We start from the raw sequence: 18,470 nt of genomic DNA on the forward strand, positions 1-18,470 counted from the left end.
ATCTTTAATCAATATTCAGCGCGTCATTAACCAGAGCCTGCTGCTGCTTCTGGTGTACGGACATATAACCGACTGCCGGAGAGGCAGAGGCTGGACGTCCGGCGTAACGTAAAGAAGCCCCGAACGGCACGACTTCACGGAAATTATGTTGGCTACAGTACCAGGCACCCTGGTTCAGCGGCTCTTCTTGACACCAGACGAAATCATGCACGTGAGCATATTTCTCCAGCACCGCCTGAAGGGCCTGATGCGGGAACGGGTACAGTTGCTCAATACGTACGATGGCCACGTCTTTCTGGTCGTTTTTGCGACGCTGTTCCAGCAGATCGTAATAGACCTTACCGGAGCAGAGCACCACGCGTTTGACCGCTTTCGGATCCAGATCGTCGATCTCACCAATCGCCGGCATGAAGGTGCCGTTAGCCAGCTCATCCAGAGAAGAAGTCGCCAGCGGGTGACGCAGCAGAGATTTCGGTGACATCACCACCAGCGGACGGCGCATACCGCGCAGCGCCTGACGACGCAGCATGTGGTAAACCTGGGCCGGGGTGGATGGGATACACACCTGCATATTCTGCTCAGCACACAGCTGCAGGTAACGTTCCAGACGCGCAGATGAGTGCTCTGGGCCCTGGCCTTCGTAACCGTGCGGCAGCAGCATCACCAGACCACACATACGGCCCCATTTCTGCTCGCCGGAACTGATGAACTGGTCGATGACCACCTGAGCGCCGTTAGCGAAGTCACCGAACTGCGCTTCCCAAATCGTCAAGGTGCGTGGTTCTGCGGTGGCATAGCCATATTCGAACGCCAGTACGGCTTCTTCAGACAGTACGGAGTCCCAAACTTTGAACTCGCCCTGCCCGCTGTGGACATTGGCCAGCGGCACGTAGACCGAACCGTTTTTCTGGTTATGCACCACCGCATGACGGTGGAAGAAGGTACCGCGACCGGCATCTTCACCGGAAAGGCGGATTGGAATGCCTTCGTCAACCAAAGTCGCGTAAGCCAGCGTTTCCGCTGCGCCCCAGTCGAACGCTTTACTACCTGCTGCCATCTCTGCGCGGTCACCGTAGATTTTCGCTACGCGTGATTGCATTTCGATCGCTTCCGGCGCGGTACTGATGCGACGGGCCAGTTCCTGCAGGCGCTTCATTTCAACTTTGCTTGGGTACTCTTCGTCCCATTCGTGGTTGAGGTACGGCGACCAGGTAAAGGAGTGCAGGTTCATCGGACGCCATTCTTCAACCACGCAGTCACCGCGGTCGAGCGCATCACGATACAGGTTGACCATTTCCGTGGCATCTTCCAGCGTGGCGACTTTTTGTTCAGTCAGCACGTCAGCATAAAGCTTGCGCGGCGTAGGGTGTTTTTTGATCTTCTGGTACATCACCGGCTGGGTTGCACTTGGCTCATCGGCCTCGTTATGCCCGTGGCGACGGTAGCAAACCAGATCGATCATCACGTCACGTTTGAAGGTGTTACGGAAATCCAACGCCAGACGGGTAACAAAGGCCACCGCTTCAGGATCGTCAGCATTCACGTGGAAGATCGGCGCCTGCACCATCTTGGCAATGTCGGTACAATATTCGGTTGAACGCGCATCCAACGGGTTGGAGGTGGTGAAACCAACCTGGTTGTTAATCACGATACGAACCGTACCACCCACTTCATAGCCGCGAGCCTGAGACATGTTCAGCGTTTCCTGAACTACACCCTGGCCAGTAATGGCGGCATCACCGTGGATAGTGATTGGCAGTACCATATTGCTGCGCGCTTCATCCAGACGGTCACGACGAGCACGTACAGAACCCATAACCACTGGGCTGACGATCTCCAGGTGCGACGGGTTAAACGCCAGCGCCAGGTGAACCATGCCGCCTTCGGTTTCTACGTCGGAGGAGAAGCCTTGGTGATATTTCACGTCACCGGTACCGAGGTGTTCTTTATGCTTGCCAGCAAACTCGTCGAACAGGTCGGCAGGTTTTTTACCCAGTACGTTGATCAGCACGTTCAGACGGCCGCGGTGGGCCATGCCCAATACCACTTCGCGCGTGCCATTCTTACCGGCGTGACGCACCATCTCTTTCAGCATCGGCACCAGCGCATCGCCGCCTTCCAGCGAGAAGCGCTTCGCCCCCGGGAACTTGGCACCCAGGTAGCGTTCCAGGCCTTCCGCAGCGGTCAGCTCGTTCAGGAAACGGCGTTTCTCGTCGTTGGTAAAGCTGGCGTGACCCACGACCGATTCGATACGCTGCTGGATCCAGCGTTTCTCTTCGGTATTGGTGATGTGCATGTATTCAGCACCGATCGAACCGCAGTAGGTCTGCTTCAGCGCAGCATACAGGTCGCCCAGTTTCATGGTTTCTTTGCCGATGGCGAAAGAACCCACGTTGAAGGTTTCCTGGAAGTCGGCTTCGGTCAGGTTATGGTAGCCAGGTTCAAGGTCAGGAACTTGCTCCCGCTGCCATAGACCGAGCGGATCGAGGTTGGCATGCTGATGTCCGCGGAAACGGAAGGCGTTAATCAGCTGCAGTACCTTGACCTGTTTGGCGTCGGTGTCTGGATCGTTGATGGTGGTGTTATAACGCGCAGAGTCTTTCGCCAGGCGGCGGAAGTAGTCACGCGTTTGAGAGTGAAGCTGATCGGGTTTTACACCCGCGGTTGGTAGCTGTTGAAAAATGGAACGCCAGCTATCTTCAACGGAGCCCGGATCGGTTAAGAAGTCTTCATAGAGCTGTTCTATGTAAGACTGGTTCGCGCCCGCCAGATAGGAGGAATCCAGCCAGGCCTTCATTGCGCCGTTCTGCATCATGATCCCTTAAGCTTTGAAGCTTTAGTTTTCGCCGTGGTTAACATAATTACCGTGATGGATACGGTTTGCCGTAGAAACGGTTCACTCGACGTACTTTTACGGTACGTTCTGCTATGGACCTCGCGGTCCCTTACAAGGAACCTCTAAAAACCGGCGGGCGAACCAGGCTGCATGCTGCCACAGCCACTGGTCAGTTTTTAGAGGCTCCCTCCTTTGCGACGTGCGCCGGAAACTGCCCGGCGCAGCATCTCATTCCACTTATGCGCCGCGTTGCAGCAACATGGACTTGATATGACCGATAGCACGCGTCGGATTCAAGCCTTTAGGGCATACACTGACACAATTCATAATGCTATGGCAGCGGAAAACACTGAAAGCGTCGTCCAGATCGTCTAAACGTTCTTCCGTTTCCGTATCACGGCTGTCGATCAGGAAGCGGTACGCCGCCAACAGGCCAGCCGGGCCAACGAATTTGTCAGGGTTCCACCAGAACGATGGGCAAGACGTCGAGCAACATGCACACAGAATGCACTCGTACAGACCATCCAGCTTGGCGCGTTGCTCCGGCGATTGCAGGTGCTCACGCGCCGGTGGGTTCTTGCCGTCGTTCTGCAGGTAAGGCTTGATCTTCTCATACTGGGTGTAGAACTGACCCATATCAACGACCAGATCGCGCACGACCGGCAAACCTGGCAACGGACGAATCACAATCTTGTTATTGCCTTTACGCAACGACGAGACCGGTGTGATACATGCCAGACCGTTTTTACCGTTCATGTTGAGGCCATCGGAACCACAGACCCCTTCACGACAAGAGCGGCGGAACGACAGGGTCGGATCTTTCTCTTTCAGCTGGATCAAGGCATCCAGCAACATCATGTCGCGACCTTCTTCCGCTTCCAGGCTGTAGTCCTGCATATGCGGAGCGTCGTCAACATCCGGATTGTAGCGATAAATTGAAAATTCGAGTTTCATCAATCGATCTCCGCAATTAGTAAGAACGCACTTTCGGCGGGAATGCCGGGCGCAGCTTCGGTTGCATGTTCACTTCACGACGCGTCATGCTTTCCGATTGCGGCTGATACAGCGAATGACACAGCCAGTTGGCATCGTCACGTTCTGGGAAGTCGAAGCGGCTATGTGCACCACGGCTCTCAGTACGGAAGTTGGCCGACACGGCGGTGGAATACGCGGTCTCCATCAGGTTATCCAACTCCAGGCATTCAATGCGTTGGGTGTTGAACTCGCTGGAGGTATCATCCAGACGTGCATTCTTCAGACGTTCACGGATCTCTTTCAGCTCTTCCAGGCCTTTCGCCATCGCATCACCTTCACGGAATACCGAGAAGTTGTGCTGCATACAGGCTTGCAGTGCCTTACGGATTTCAACCGGATCTTCACCTGAACGGGTATTGTTCCAGCGGTTCAGACGGTCGAGTGACGCTTCCACATCAGATTCACTGGCATCACGGCTTGCGCCCTGCTCTGCCATCGACTCCTGCAGATGCATACCGGCAGCACGACCGAACACCACCAGGTCCAGCAACGAGTTGCCACCCAAACGGTTGGCGCCATGCACGGATACACAGGCAATTTCGCCAACGGCGAACAGGCCCGGGATCACAACATCTTCGCCTTTTTCGTTCACAGTCAGCGCCTGGCCAGTCACTTTGGTCGGAATACCGCCCATCATGTAGTGACAGGTTGGAATAACGGGAATAGGTTCTTTCACTGGATCGACGTGAGCGAAAGTACGCGACAGTTCCAGAATACCCGGCAGGCGGGATTCCAGGACTTCTTTGCCCAGGTGATCCAACTTCAGTTTGACGTGCGGGCCCCACGGACCGTCACAACCACGGCCTTCGCGGATTTCAATCATGATCGAACGAGCAACCACGTCGCGACCAGCCAGGTCTTTAGCGTTCGGCGCATAGCGCTCCATGAAACGCTCGCCGTGTTTATTCAGCAGATAACCGCCTTCGCCACGGCAACCTTCGGTCACCAAGACACCCGCGCCAGCGATGCCGGTCGGGTGGAACTGCCACATTTCCATGTCCTGCACGGGCACGCCGGCACGAATTGCCATGCCAACACCGTCACCGGTATTGATATGTGCGTTAGTGGTGGACTGGTAAATACGGCCTGCGCCGCCGGTTGCCAACACGGTAGCTTTGGCTTTGAAGTACACCACTTCACCGGTTTCAATGCAGATAGCCGTGGTACCGACGACCGCACCATCCTGGTTTTTCACCAGATCCAGCGCGTACCACTCGGAGAAGATAGTGGTGTGGTTTTTCAGGTTCTGTTGATACAGGGTATGCAGCAACGCGTGACCGGTACGGTCAGCTGCCGCCGCAGTGCGGGCCGCCTGCTCGCCACCGAAGTTCAGTGACTGGCCGCCGAATGGACGCTGATAGATGCGGCCATCATCCGTACGAGAAAACGGCAGCCCCATATGTTCCAGTTCCAGAACGGCTTCAGGGCCGGTTTTACACATATATTCAATGGCGTCTTGGTCACCGATATAATCAGAGCCTTTCACCGTGTCATACATATGCCATTCCCAGTTATCTTCGTGGTTGTTACCCAGGGCTACGGTAATACCCCCCTGAGCAGACACGGTATGGGAACGGGTCGGGAAGACTTTTGACAGCAAGGCGCAAGTAGAGCCCGCTTGAGAAATTTGCAGTGCCGCGCGCATACCTGCGCCGCCTGCACCGATAACGACAGCATCAAACTCTCTGACCGGCAGTTTCATTTTACGCACCCCACACTACGATTGTTCCGTACAGTAAATAGACCAGCAACACGACAATAACCGCCAGTTGCAACACCAGACGCACCGCGACGGGTTTGACATAGTCTGTCAGTACCTGCCACAAACCAACCCAGGCGTGAACCAGAATCGACAGCAGCGTCAGTACAGTGAACACTTTCGTAATAGAGGTGGCGAAGAAACCGCGCCAGATTTCGTAGGTGAGATCCGGAGCCGTGACGAAGAAGCCCAGGATATACAGTACATACAGGGTGATGACGATAGCGGAAGCACGCAGTAACAACCAGTCGTGTACGCCGTTGCGTCCTAATGCAGAAACATTGTTTACCATACGAGGACTCCAGCCAGAACTGACAGCACGACGGTCAGACCGATCGCCACCTGGGCAGAACGGGTACCGGCGGCTAAACTCTCTTCGATATAGCCAAAATCCATTAACAAATGGCGAATGCCACCGCAAATGTGATAGGCCAGTGCAGTGAGGATGCCCCAGAATATGAATTTGACAACGAAGCTATTCATGATGGCAGCAGCCTGCATGAAACCCTCTTGGGAAGAGAGAGACAGGCCCAGCAGCCAGAGGAGGATACCCACGGCAACGAAGGTAATTACGCCAGAGACTCGATGTAAGATGGACGCTATCGCAGTTACGGGAAACCGGATCGTTTGCAGATCCAGGTTGACAGGTCTTTGTTTTTTCACGTTTTTGCCCACACAGCTCTTATTATTTTCCTTCCTCCGGCCTGGGCGGGGATCAGACAGCGTTAAGAGCCAAAACCCTCACACGTCACGCGCTCAAACAACAACATCCTGTGTGCTTAAACGGCGCGTAGTTATAACGCTGGGTGCTCCTACTTCAGGGTATCCCGGAGACCTGGCGGCAGTATAGGAGGATCACATTCTGATTACAATTCCCATACAATCCCTTTGGTAACATTTCCCCCGAACAGTGATTTAGATCACGGATTTCACAATTGGCACAAAATTAATTATCTGATTTGACAAGAGATCAACAATTCCATTACATATAGGGGCACAAACGGCCCTATGACGCGCTATAGGTCAGCAGATACACTTCCCCCAGTGTTCAAGATATGCAACAGTGTATTTGGCGGAACCTATCCCAATGGCGGTTTTTGCCGTTCATATTTGCAGCACATTGCCGCAGACATAATTAAATAAGGCATAGAAAACAGTTTATTGGGATAGGTTCAACAACCCCCGAACACGTCGTAGGTAAGATTAACAGAACATAACGAATTCCGATGAATCGTTAACAACTGGTCACCCGCCTCGTTCGCCTGGTTAGCACTCTGTACCCTACCCGCGCAATTGCGCAGTCGCTCACAGAGTTAGCGTCCGCACCATTTTTTGCGGGCAACCTGAGGAGAATTAAGGTATTTCAGTTGTTAGAGGTTTTTAAAATAAGGCGCAAAGGAGACTGTAAATGACTGATAAGAAAGCGACGCTAACCATTAACGATGGTGAAGCTCCAATCGAACTGGGCGTATTATCCCCGACACTGGGCCCCGATGTCCTTGATGTCCGCGCCCTGGGCTCCAAAGGTTATTTCACGTTTGATCCCGGCTTTACCTCTACCGCTTCCTGCGAATCCAAAATCACCTTTATCGACGGTGACAAAGGCATACTGCTGCATCGTGGCTTCCCAATCGAACAGTTGGCGAAAGAATCTTCCTATCTGGAAGTATGCTACATCCTGCTGTACGGCGAGACCCCGACTGCCGAAGAGTTTGAGACCTTCAAAACGACCGTCACCCGCCACACCATGATCCACGACCAGATCACCCATCTGTTCCGTGGTTTCCGTCGTGACTCACACCCAATGGCCGTGCTGTGCGGTGTAACAGGTGCCCTGGCGGCGTTCTACCACGATGCACTGGACGTTAACAACGAGCGCCACCGCGAAATCACCGCGTTCCGCCTGCTGTCCAAAATGCCTACCGTGGCAGCCATGTGTTACAAATATTCTCTGGGCCAGCCGTTCGTTTACCCTCGCAACGATCTGTCCTACGCCGGCAACTTCCTGCATATGATGTTCGCGACTCCGTGTGAAGAATACGTGGTGAACCCGGTGCTGGAACGCGCTATGGATCGCATCCTGATCCTGCACGCAGACCACGAGCAAAATGCGTCCACCTCAACCGTACGTACCGCAGGCTCTTCAGGCGCTAACCCGTTTGCCTGTATTGCTGCCGGTATTGCTTCACTGTGGGGACCAGCACATGGCGGTGCCAACGAAGCCGCACTGAAAATGCTGGAAGAGATCAAAACCGTTGAGCACATCCCTGAGTTCATCAAGCGTGCCAAAGACAAAAACGACTCATTCCGTCTGATGGGCTTTGGCCACCGCGTGTACAAGAATTACGACCCACGTGCCACCGTGATGCGTGAAACCTGTCACGAAGTGCTGAAAGAGCTGAACAAGAAGGACGATAACCTGTTGGAAGTGGCGATGGAGCTGGAACACATCGCGCTGAACGACCCGTACTTCATCGAGAAGAAACTGTACCCGAACGTCGACTTCTATTCAGGTATCATCCTGAAGGCGATGGGTATTCCTTCTTCCATGTTTACCGTTATCTTCGCTATCGCCCGAACTATCGGCTGGATCGCACACTGGAACGAAATGCACGACGAAGGCATCAAGATTGCCCGTCCACGTCAGTTGTACACCGGTTATGCCGAACGCGACTTCACGTCCCAGCTGAAAAACAAGTAACGCCGCTTTACCCTACGTATTGCCACTAAAATGCCGCCCCAATGGGCGGCATTTTTTTGCTATTTCTGACATCCCGGACACCAATAGAAAGGTCGGGACGACAATGAAGTACGCACGATCATCGCACCGCAACGCTCACAAGGTTCGCCATTGCGGTGGAATACTTTAAAACTGAACAGCGCACCATGGTGGCGGTTTTCATCCACCTGCCCGCGCGTTTGGTAAGACAATCGCGGCACCGCCAGTAAAGCTTCCGCCAGCCGCTGTAAAACGTCAGGCGGCAGATCTTGCGGCTTATGGTGAGGTGCCAATTCTGCCTGCCAAAGAATTTCAGCGCGCAGATAGTTACCTAACCCCGCGAGAAAAGCTTGATCGAGCAACATGCCGCCCAGTTGTCTGCGGCGAAATGCAGGCGACAAGAGTCTCAGCTCCACTGCCGCCACTGTCAGCGTCATGTCCAACACGTCAGGGCCAATGCGCTTTAAAAACGGGTGCTGTTCTATCTCTTCACGCGGTCCAACGGTAATATCCGAAGCGCTGTACAACAGAATTGCCCGCTCCGCCGTTTCAAGCCTTACACGCAGATCCCGTTTGGTTTCAGGCATCTCCCCCGCGTTCACCACCTTCCATACGCCATACAATTGGTTATGGCTATACAGCGTCAATCCGTTTGAAAAATGGGTTAACAGCGCCTTGCCACGCGGTTCAATAGCGACTATGCGTTCGCCAATTAGCTGATTGCGATAATGTTTAAGTTGCGGGAAAGCAAAACCGACCTCGGTCAGCGGTTGGTCTAGCACCGCCGCCGCCAGCGCATCTGCCGCCCGGCGAATTTCCGGTCCTTCCGGCATATGAAAACTCCTGAATAAGCCCCGGCGCAGCAAGCCGCACCGGGGTATGACGGGTGTTAGTGTGTCGCACCGCCAATCACTTTCAAATCATGTTCCACCTGCAATGCAATGGAAATCGCCAGCTCGAGGGCAAACAACACCGTGTTCGCGGCCATGCTCGGCGCACCAGGGTGCGCCGCCGCCTGTTCCGGCAGATAAGGGATATGAATAAACCCACCCTTGATTGCCTGTTGGTCACTCAAGCGGTGCAACAAGCCGTACATCACGTGGTTGCAGACATAGGTCCCGGCCGTTTGTGACACTGAGGCCGGAATACCGGCTTCACGCATCGAGTTCACCATTGCCTTGATCGGCAACGTGCTGAAATAGGCTGCCGGCCCGCTTGCAACGATAGCTTCGTCTATTGGCTGTTGCCCCTGATTATCGGGGATACGCGCATCATCGATGTTGATCGCCACCCGTTCGAGGGTTATATCGGTGCGCCCACCCGCCTGCCCGATAGCCAGCACCATCACGGGTTGTACCTCATCGATCGCGGCATTCAGCGTGTCCAACGCCGCGCCGAACACGCAGGGCAGTTGGCGCGCAATAATGCGCGCACCAGCCAATTCCATATCATTGAGTTGCTTGACCACTTCCCACGAAGGATTAACGCGTTCGCCGCCAAAGGGTTCAAAACCCGTGATCAATACCTTTTGCATGCGTTCTCCTTACAGGAACATCAGGAAATAAAGCAGGAATACGTTAACCAGCAGCAGCAGCACCCCAGTCGGTACCTGCGCTTTGATCACCGCATTCTTGTCCGGCAATTCCAATAACGCCGCCGGTACAATATTAAAGTTAGCAGCCATTGGCGTCATCAGCGTGCCGCAATAGCCGGAAAACATACCGATAGCCGCCATGACTGCCGGATTACCCCCATGCTGTAACACCAGAATCGGAATACCGATACCTGCGGTAACAATGGGGAAAGCCGCAAAGGCATTGCCCATCACCATCGTCAGCAACGCCATACCGATAGCGTAAACCGCAACGGCAATAAAGCGATTGTCGACCGCCAGATACTCCTGGGTCAGATGAGAAATGGCCGTGCCGACACCGGCTGCGGTAAACAACAGGCCCAGCGTGGCGAGGATTTGCGGCAAAATAAACGCCCAACCGATGGAGTCCAACAGGCGACGCGCTTCCTGGATCGGTTGCAGCACTTTTTCATGCGTCATTTTCACGGCGATAACCAGGCCAAGCAAACAACCGGCGGTCATCGAGAACAGCGTAATCAAGGTTGCGTGATTGCCGCTGCCGAATACCGCGGTTTGCAGCGCAGGAATATTGTTAAACAGCAGCACACCCACGACCGTCACTACCGGGATGGCCAATGCGGGAATAAACAGCCGGTTCCCCAGGCGCTTGGCACTTTCTTCGCGCTGTTGTGGAGTACGCTGATGATAGCTACCCAGGCGTACACCGCCAAAACCGGCGATCAACGCCATGATCACGACCACCACACCGACAATGATGTGCAGCATGCGTTTCTCGTTGCTGCCTTCACCCAGCACGTCACCTAACAGACGATAAGTCCAGTCGCCAACCAGGAACACCAGGCCATACAGCGCCCAGAACAAACCTGTGGTAATGCGGCGTGGATTGGCACGATCGCGGAAAGACATCACCGCCACGATCAACAGCACGACACCGGCCAGCCAATAGAGATATTGTTGTTGGAAAGTCATTGAGCATCCCCTTTAGCCTGCAGCGCCGCCTGATTGAGTTGCGCCAATTCGGCGCTGAGCTGTTTATCCATCCGATAAAGCCGGAATGAATGGATCAGGAAAGCAAAGATGGCCGTCGGGATACCCCAAAGTGCGATATGCAATGGCTCGGTCTGAATACCACCGGACTCCAGCATAAAGTTGTGCATGAAGATAATGGCACCGAAAGCCACAAAAATATCCTCACCAAAGAACAACCCGACGTTATCCGTAGCAGCAGACATGGCACGCAGACGGTGGCGCGTACGTTCCGGCAATTCGCCGTAGCGGTTTTCTGCTGCCCCTTCAGCCATCGGCGCCAACAATGGACGCACCATTTGCGGATGCCCGCCCAGGCTGGTCAGCCCCATGGCTGCGGTGATTTCACGAACAAACAGATAGACGATCAACAACCGTCCTGCGGTGGCACTCTTGATCTTGGCGATCCACGCCTGCGCGCGCTCTTTCAACCCGTGGCGCTCCAGCAAACCAATTACCGCCAATGGCAGTAACAAGATCAGCGGCAGGTTACGGGTATTGAGGAAGCCTTCACCCAGTTTTTCCAGGATCACGTCTAGCGGCATCAGTGCCGCCAGCCCGGTGATGATGCCGGCGACAATCACCACCAGCACGGGGTTAAAGCGTAAAACAAATCCAACCACGATGGCGGCAATGCCAATCAATGGCCAGAGGTTAACGGCCTGTTCCATAGTATTCCCTCGATAATTTCTAATAGTTTTTTTGTTTGTGATGTTGTGTGTACTGCTTAACTACTCGGCGCTAACGTTGATACCTTCAACGGCAAAACGCTCGCGCAGCGTGCGCGCGTATTCCAGCGCATGTTCACCGTCGCCATGCAGGCAGACAGTTTCGGCCTGAACGGCGGCCCAGGTGCCGTCCAGCGTACGAACCCGATGATGACGAACCATTTCCAGTGTTTGTGCCAACGCCAGTTCGTCGCTGGTAATCAGCGCCCCAGCCTGGCCACGCGGCACCAGCGTGCCATCGGCCTGATAACCACGATCCGCAAAAACTTCCTGCCGAGTCTTCAGCCCCTGTTTTTGACCGGCGCGGATAAGCTCACTGCCCGCCAACCCCACTAATCGCAACGTCGGATCTACCGCTTTAACCGCCCGGGCGATAGCCTCTGCCAGCTCCGGTTCTACCGCGGCCTGGTTGTACAACATGCCATGGGGTTTCACATGCACCATTACTCCGCCTTCAGCACGGGCAATTGCGGCAAGCGCACCAAGCTGATACACCACTTGCGCATACACCGTTTCTGGCGGCAATTGCATGCGAGTACGGCCAAAATTCTCACGATCGGGGAAGCTTGGATGCGCGCCAATGGCAACGCCGTATTGCAGTGCCCAACGCACCGACTGCCGCATGGTCTGTGCATCCCCAGCATGAAAACCGCAGGCGATATTGGCCGAGCTCACCCGTTGCAACAGCGCCTCATCGTTGGCGCAGCCTTCTCCAAGATCGGCATTCAAATCAACGATCATTTAACCCCCAGGCAATCTGTTGGATGAAGTGTTCCTGTTCCGCCTTGGCTCGTTGCGCCTCTGCCAGAGTACAGGGTACAAAGTGGATGGCTTCGCCCAGGCGAATTTGCGCCAAATGGTAAAGATCGGCTTCGATCACGCAGGCAATACGCGGATATCCCCCGGTAGTCTGCGCGTCGGCCATCAGTACGATTGGCTGGCCGTTATGCGGTACCTGTACAACACCCGGTAACAGGCCATGCGACAACATTTCGCGATCGGTGGTGCGGCTCAGCACACTGCTACCATGCAGGCGATAGCCCATACGATTACTCTGCGGGCTCAGCTGCCAGGCCGTACGCCAAAATGCTTCCCGCGCCTCTTCACTGAATTCGTCATATTCCGGCCCCGGCAACGCACGGACGCGGTTGTTAAACAGCAATTGCTTTACGCCAGTGCTCTGCGGCGGCAACGAACGCCCTTGCCCCAATGGCAGGCTGTCACCATCCCGCAGGTTGCGCCCTTCCAGCCCGCCGAAAGCCGCTTTGCTATCTGTACTATGGGAGCCGAGCATTTCAGGAACCGCGATACCCCCGGCTATCGCCAGATAAGTGCGCATTCCGCGTTTCGGCATTTTCAGAACAAGCTGCTGACCCGCACTGACCGCATAGCGCCAGCCGGTCCATAAAGGCTTTCCATCCAATTGCGCATCGCAACCAGCACCGGTCAGAGCGATCCAACCTGGCAGGGTAAATTCGGCGCTAAATTGCCCAAGGGTGATTTCCAGTCCGGCGGCCTTGATGTCATTGCCCACCAGCAAGTTAGCGATCCTCAACGCGGGTTCATCGAGTGCACCGCCCTGGCTGATCCCCAGACGGCGGAAACCGTTACGGCCCAGATCCTGCACCGTGGTGTAAATACCCGCACGCAGAATCTTCAGCATACGCCCTCCTTCTGTGGCACAAACCTTACGCTATCGCCAGGACGCAGTAGGGTTGGTGGCATTTCATACGGATTAAACAACGCCAGGGGGGTTCGCCCAATCAACTGCCATCCGCCCGGGGTCACCAACGGATAAATCCCGGTCTGGCTACCGCCAATGCCTACGGAACCGGCCGCCACTGACAGCCGTGGTTCGGCACGTCGCGGCGTCGCCAATTTTTCAGGCATACCGCCCATGTAGGAAAAACCGGGCTGGAAACCGAGGAAATAGACCACGTAAGCTGCTGATGAATGACATTCCACCACCTGCTGTGGCGTCATACCGGTATGGCGCGCGACGTCATCCAGATCGGGCCCATCCTGGCCACCATAAATGACCGGAATATCCACCTGACGCGATTCAGGAACCAGGCTTTCCTTGCTGTCCCAGCCCTCTTGCAACAACCCCAGCATCGCTTCGGCGTCAGCCTTGGGCGTATTCAGCAACAGCGTAAGATTATTCATGCCCGGCACCACTTCACGTACATCAGGATGATGATTCAGTTTTTCGGCCAACGCCCAGATCCGCTGCTGGCTCGACAGCGTCACCGGCGGCGACAGTTCAAGCACCACCGCTCTTTCACCTAACAGGTAACATCGTGCTCGTTGCACCCTTTTCTCCTTATTATTATCGCGATGAAAACCCATCAGTTATGCGTGACAGCGCCCCGGCTGTCAATAGAACAACCTTTGCGAAAATAAGGGATTAGGCTATTAAAAGGATTCAGCCAGTGTATAAACCGGCTGAATCCTGAAGAGAAAAATCAGGCAGGATTCGGGATATCAATAAAGGTCACATCAAAACCATGTTGTTGAGCCAGCCATTCCCCCAGCGCCTTGATACCACCGCGCTCAGTGGCATGGTGACCAGCCGCAAAGAAATGAATGCCCATTTCCCGCGCGCTGTGAATAGTTTGCTCAGAAACTTCGCCGGTAATGAAGGCATCCACGCCAAATCGTGCCGCGCTGTCGATAAAGCCCTGACCGCCGCCGGTACACCAGGCAACGCGGCGGATATGTGCTGGCGCATTATCGCCACAGTGCAGCACGGAACGCCCCAGACGGCTCTCGATACGTTGTTGCAGTTCAGCCCCGGTCAGCGGTTGTTCGAATTCGCCGTGTGGTACCAGGGGCTCCACCTCACCAATCACGCGAATACCCAGCAAATGTGCCAACTGCGCGTTATTGCCCAATACCGGGTGTGCGTCCAGCGGCAGGTGATAGCCATACAGGTTGATATCATTGCTCAGCAGCGTTTTCAGCCGGTTGCGCTTCATGCCGCGTATTGATGGCGCTTCGTTTTTCCAGAAATAGCCATGATGCACCACAATAGCGTCCGCCTGGTGTACCACCGCGGCATCCAGCAAGGCCTGGCACGCAGTAACGCCAGTGACAATGCGCTGCACATGCGGTCGCCCTTCCACCTGCAGGCCATTTGGCCCGTAATCCTGAAACGCGGCGGTGTTCAGTTCGCTATTAATCAACTGTTCCAGATCGAGGTTACGCATAAAGTTCTCTCTTCAATTCAAAATGTCTGCCGGTCGCCCTGTTCCATCAGGATAAATTTTACGCCCAGATCGTTGCCCTGATCCAACTGTTGCTTAATGGTCGCGCGCACGTTTTCACCTTGCTTCAGACTGGGCTTGATATGGCTGATCACCACCGGTAAATCTTTCAGTGAACCTTCGCCGCCGCTGTACTGCGCCAGATTTTTCAGCTCTTTAAGCAACCACGCAGGCGTCAAATGCCCATACAGATTTTTATCCTCCACCTCATTGGGGTAGGACGCTTCGATGATCATCCCTTTCAGTTTTTTCTGTTCGATAAGCGGCCCCAGCACGCGCCAGGCGCTATCCAGATTGCGTGATTGCTCAAGTGCATCCGGCCCGGTATCGCCGAAAAAGGCAAAGGATCCGCTACGGTCGGACACCAGCAACATCGATGAAGGGTAACGATCATGGCTGAGCGGATACATCACGCCCGTCAATCCGGTGACCCCCAGCGTCACGCGCTGCTGCGGCCTTACCGTTTGCAAGCGGTAGGTACCCAACCGCGATCCATTGCCGGAGTCGGTAAAGTTGGGCCAGGCTTTCCAGTTAAAGTAATGGTTGCGCAGGGTCAGAATGGTATCTGCCTGGGCATAGATATTTTTCTTGCTGTCTTCCGGCGAGCCGATAATCAGCCCCGCCACATGGTCCAAATGGCCGTGACTGATAAAATAAGCGCCAATCAGCTGGCGGAATACATAGCCTTGCGGGGTATAGGGCGCGGCCAATTCAGGGGTGACTTGAGGGAAACTGCCCTTTTCCAGCCCTTTGGCAATGCCTGGCAGCAGCGAGCCAGCATCCAGCGCCAGATACTGCGACTGATTGTCGCTGCGGATCAGGTAGGAGGTCAGATTGCCGTCGCTAACCCCCCCGTCCACGCCTAATGCCACTACATCAAAGCCCGCCATCGCCAGGGCTGAATAACCGCTCAGGCACAGGGCCAGCACCTTTTTCATCATTATGTCGCTCCTTGCTGTTGCCTTAATATTCCCCGCGCTTCGCCGCTTCAAAGGCTGCCAGCGTATCCAACCGCGCCTGCTTGTGGTCGACAATCGGCAGCGGGTAATCCAGCACACGCTGCTGCTGTTCCGCCCAGCGATGGGGTTGATGGATAGCATTGTCCGGTACATCCGCCAGCTCGGGCAACCATTTACGGATAAAAGTGCCTTGCGGATCAAAACGTTCGCCCTGAGTGGTCGGGTTAAAAATACGGAAATAGGGCGCAGCATCGGTACCGGTTGACGCCGCCCACTGCCAGCCACCGTTATTGGCCGCCAGGTCGCCGTCCACCAGTTTTGACATGAAGTAACGTTCGCCAGCGCGCCAATCAACCAACAAGTCTTTCACCAGAAAGCTGGCGCTGATCATACGTAAGCGATTGTGCATCCAACCGGTTTCATTCAACTGGCGCATGGCGGCATCGACAATCGGATAGCCCGTTGCCCCCTGCTGCCACGCCTGCAAAAACTCAGGATTATTCTGCCAGCGTACCTTATCCGTCCAATCGATAAAGGGACGGTGCCTGCATAACGCAGGATAGGCCACCATCAGATGCCGATAAAACTCGCGCCAGATCAGCTCATTTAGCCAACCAAAGGCGCCGCTATCGCTGTTTTCCAATACCTGCGGGCATTCAGCACGCAGACGATTAAAGCACTGGCGCGGTGATAAGGCGCCGATGGCCAGATAAGGCGACAAACTGCTAGTGCCGGCAATGGCGGGCAGATCTCGCTGTTCAAGGTAATCTTGCACCTGTTCACGGCAAAAGGTTCGTAACCGCTGCAGCGCCTCCTCTTCCCCTGCAGGGAAATCCCCCATTGCCTCTGCCGGCGGATAATTGAATGCTTCAGGTACGGCGGTTATTGGCAGCGCGCCACCACACCGTGTTTTGGGGGCTGGCAGGGAACGAACGTCCGATTCTGTCAGGCGTTGGATAAAAGCTTTACGAAATGGCGTATAGATTTTGTACATTTCACCGCCACCGGTTCTTACGCTACCCGGCGGCAATAACAGGCTGTCATCAAAACTCTGGCAAATCACCTTCCCGGATAAACACTGCTCTAATCCTTGGTCACGGACGCGTTCGTTGATTTCGTACTGGCGATTGTAAAACAGCCTATCTACCTGTTCCTGCTCGCAGTAAGCAACCAACCAATCAACCGAGGTGGCGAAATCATCACATTGATGGTAGCCGAGCGGAATACCACGTTCGGCAAGCGCCTGCTGCACCAGCAGCAAATTGGCATGGATAAATGCCGCCTGGCGCGGTGCCATTTCGTGCTGTAACCATTGTTGCGGGGTGGCGATAAACACGGCCAACACGCGGGCGTCAGGATCGCTACAGGCGGCGTGCAGCGCTTTGTTGTCGGTAATACGCAGATCGTTACGCAACCAGACCAGATGCGTGGTCATAAAACTCCTAGTTGGTTAGTGGCCATAACGCAGGCGCAGCGCTTCGGGATAGGGTTCGAAATAACGTTGATCGGCCAGATAGCGATCGGGGTACTCAGCCATGTAATGCTTGAGTAAGGTGATCGGTGCCAGCAGCGGTTGTACACCCTGTCGATAACGATCAATCAGCTGTGCCAACTCCTGGCGCTGCGCAGAACTCAGATGGCTGCGGAAATAACCCTGCACATGCATCAGCACGTTGGTGTGGTTACGGCGCGTCGCCTTGTGCGCCAGCAGTTTCATCAAGCGACTACGGTATTCAATGGCAAACGCCTCCAGCGATTCCCATTTGTCCACGCCTGCCACAAAACGGCCCAACTCACGGTATTCTGGCTGCGAGTGCGCCAACAACAACAGCTTGTAACGGCTATGAAAGGCAATCAACCCGCCACGGGTTAGCCCTTTGCGCCACAGCATGTTCAATTCATACAGCGCATAAACGCGTTCTACAAAATTTTCCCGCAGCGTTGCATCGTTCAACCGCCCGTCTTCTTCCACCGGTAACCAGGGCATTTGCCGCAGCAGTTCGGCAGTGTACAACCCGACACCGCTTTTACGCGCGCCTTCGCCGCTATCGTCATACAGTCGAACCCGCTCCATCCCACAGCTTGGCGAGTTGGCGCAAACAATGTATCCGCACAGGTGCTGCAAAGCGGCAATGCGCTGTGAGGAAAATTGCTGCATCTGGTCGGTCACGTCGATGCTGTCGTCATTGCTGTAGCGTAATGCCACATGATGTTGTTTTTTGATCAACCGCAGTGCCGGGCGCGGGGTCGACAAACCGATCGCCATTTCCGGGCAAATCGCCTCAAAACGCACGAAGGGGGCCAGTTGTTCCACCGCAAAGGCCAGCCGTTTATGGCCACCGTCAAAGCGCACCTTCTCACCCAGCAGGCAGGCGCTGATCCCAATAGGAATTTTGTCACTCATCAATAGGCTCTCCCAGCGTTGGATGATGTTAAAAGTGTAGAGGAATTTCCCTCAGGGGACGAACCTTACCGACACAATGACTGAACGGCGCCCATAAAAAAACCCCCGCTGTGAAGCGAGGGTTTTAGGGGACGACGGCAACGA

At 54.8% G+C, this 18,470-nt stretch carries 17 protein-coding genes; 1 reads left to right on the forward strand and 16 read right to left on the reverse strand.

Annotated elements, in window-relative coordinates; translation table 11 throughout:
• Positions 1-4 precede the first annotated feature (4 nt).
• The 5 genes from sucA to sdhC form a co-directional block, all read right to left on the reverse strand.
• Positions 5-2,812, reverse strand: a complete 2,808-nt coding sequence (sucA, locus tag AC2FC2_RS18600) for a 2-oxoglutarate dehydrogenase E1 component (RefSeq protein WP_265554873.1) — start codon at positions 2,810-2,812, stop codon at positions 5-7.
• Between the two features lie 261 nt (positions 2,813-3,073).
• A complete protein-coding gene (locus AC2FC2_RS18605; protein ID WP_209636262.1) occupies positions 3,074-3,790 on the reverse strand; it encodes a succinate dehydrogenase iron-sulfur subunit in 717 nt (238 codons plus the stop codon).
• A gap of 16 nt (positions 3,791-3,806) precedes the next feature.
• Positions 3,807-5,573 (reverse strand): succinate dehydrogenase flavoprotein subunit, encoded by a 1,767-nt coding sequence (sdhA, locus tag AC2FC2_RS18610; RefSeq protein ID WP_209636264.1) that lies wholly within the window; start codon positions 5,571-5,573, stop codon positions 3,807-3,809.
• 1 nt (position 5,574) lies between these two features.
• Entirely contained in the window at positions 5,575-5,922 is a 348-nt protein-coding gene (sdhD, locus tag AC2FC2_RS18615; RefSeq protein WP_209636266.1) for a succinate dehydrogenase membrane anchor subunit, read from the reverse strand.
• Positions 5,916-6,305: a succinate dehydrogenase cytochrome b556 subunit gene (gene sdhC, locus AC2FC2_RS18620; RefSeq protein WP_020825671.1), complete on the reverse strand. Its 390-nt coding sequence runs from the start codon at positions 6,303-6,305 to the stop codon at positions 5,916-5,918. The genes sdhD and sdhC overlap by 7 nt, the downstream gene beginning before the upstream one ends.
• A gap of 733 nt (positions 6,306-7,038) precedes the next feature.
• Here sdhC and AC2FC2_RS18625 point away from each other — a divergent pair.
• Positions 7,039-8,331 carry a citrate synthase gene (locus AC2FC2_RS18625; protein ID WP_209636268.1) on the forward strand — a complete coding sequence of 431 codons (1,293 nt, stop codon included), beginning with the start codon at positions 7,039-7,041 and terminating at the stop codon, positions 8,329-8,331.
• Positions 8,332-8,390: 59 nt separating this feature from the next.
• Here the strand turns inward: AC2FC2_RS18625 and nei are convergent, their stop codons facing one another.
• From nei to AC2FC2_RS18680, 11 genes are all read right to left on the reverse strand, one after another.
• Positions 8,391-9,182: an endonuclease VIII gene (gene nei, locus AC2FC2_RS18630; protein ID WP_490659705.1), complete on the reverse strand. Its 792-nt coding sequence runs from the start codon at positions 9,180-9,182 to the stop codon at positions 8,391-8,393.
• 56 nt (positions 9,183-9,238) lie between these two features.
• The gene (pcp, locus tag AC2FC2_RS18635; protein WP_490659706.1) at positions 9,239-9,883 is read right to left on the reverse strand and encodes a pyroglutamyl-peptidase I; all 645 of its coding nucleotides are present in this window, start codon (positions 9,881-9,883) and stop codon (positions 9,239-9,241) included.
• A 9-nt stretch (positions 9,884-9,892) separates the two neighbouring features.
• Complete coding sequence (locus tag AC2FC2_RS18640) at positions 9,893-10,912, reverse strand: DUF979 domain-containing protein (protein ID WP_209636275.1); 1,020 nt, start codon at positions 10,910-10,912, stop codon at positions 9,893-9,895.
• A complete protein-coding gene (locus AC2FC2_RS18645) occupies positions 10,909-11,640 on the reverse strand; it encodes a DUF969 domain-containing protein (protein ID WP_209636277.1) in 732 nt (243 codons plus the stop codon). The genes AC2FC2_RS18640 and AC2FC2_RS18645 overlap by 4 nt, the downstream gene beginning before the upstream one ends.
• A 60-nt stretch (positions 11,641-11,700) precedes the next feature.
• Positions 11,701-12,438 carry a 5-oxoprolinase subunit PxpA gene (pxpA, locus tag AC2FC2_RS18650; RefSeq protein ID WP_265554375.1) on the reverse strand — a complete coding sequence of 246 codons (738 nt, stop codon included), beginning with the start codon at positions 12,436-12,438 and terminating at the stop codon, positions 11,701-11,703.
• Positions 12,428-13,360, reverse strand: a complete 933-nt coding sequence (gene pxpC / locus AC2FC2_RS18655) for a 5-oxoprolinase subunit PxpC (RefSeq protein ID WP_490659707.1) — start codon at positions 13,358-13,360, stop codon at positions 12,428-12,430. Before pxpC ends, pxpA begins: the two co-directional genes overlap by 11 nt.
• Positions 13,354-14,010, reverse strand: coding sequence for a 5-oxoprolinase subunit PxpB (pxpB, locus tag AC2FC2_RS18660; RefSeq protein WP_209636284.1), 657 nt, complete (start codon positions 14,008-14,010; stop codon positions 13,354-13,356). Before pxpB ends, pxpC begins: the two co-directional genes overlap by 7 nt.
• A 152-nt stretch (positions 14,011-14,162) precedes the next feature.
• Positions 14,163-14,906 carry a type 2 GTP cyclohydrolase I gene (locus AC2FC2_RS18665; protein WP_490659708.1) on the reverse strand — a complete coding sequence of 248 codons (744 nt, stop codon included), beginning with the start codon at positions 14,904-14,906 and terminating at the stop codon, positions 14,163-14,165.
• Between the two features lie 17 nt (positions 14,907-14,923).
• Positions 14,924-15,904: an MBL fold metallo-hydrolase gene (locus AC2FC2_RS18670; RefSeq protein ID WP_490308044.1), complete on the reverse strand. Its 981-nt coding sequence runs from the start codon at positions 15,902-15,904 to the stop codon at positions 14,924-14,926.
• 22 nt (positions 15,905-15,926) lie between these two features.
• Positions 15,927-17,357: a deoxyribodipyrimidine photo-lyase gene (phrB, locus tag AC2FC2_RS18675; RefSeq protein WP_490659709.1), complete on the reverse strand. Its 1,431-nt coding sequence runs from the start codon at positions 17,355-17,357 to the stop codon at positions 15,927-15,929.
• A gap of 15 nt (positions 17,358-17,372) precedes the next feature.
• Positions 17,373-18,326, reverse strand: a complete 954-nt coding sequence (locus tag AC2FC2_RS18680; RefSeq protein ID WP_490659710.1) for a YbgA family protein — start codon at positions 18,324-18,326, stop codon at positions 17,373-17,375.
• Positions 18,327-18,470 lie beyond the last annotated feature (144 nt).

The organism is Serratia sp. CoH_122_TC_1 (assembly GCF_058191755.1).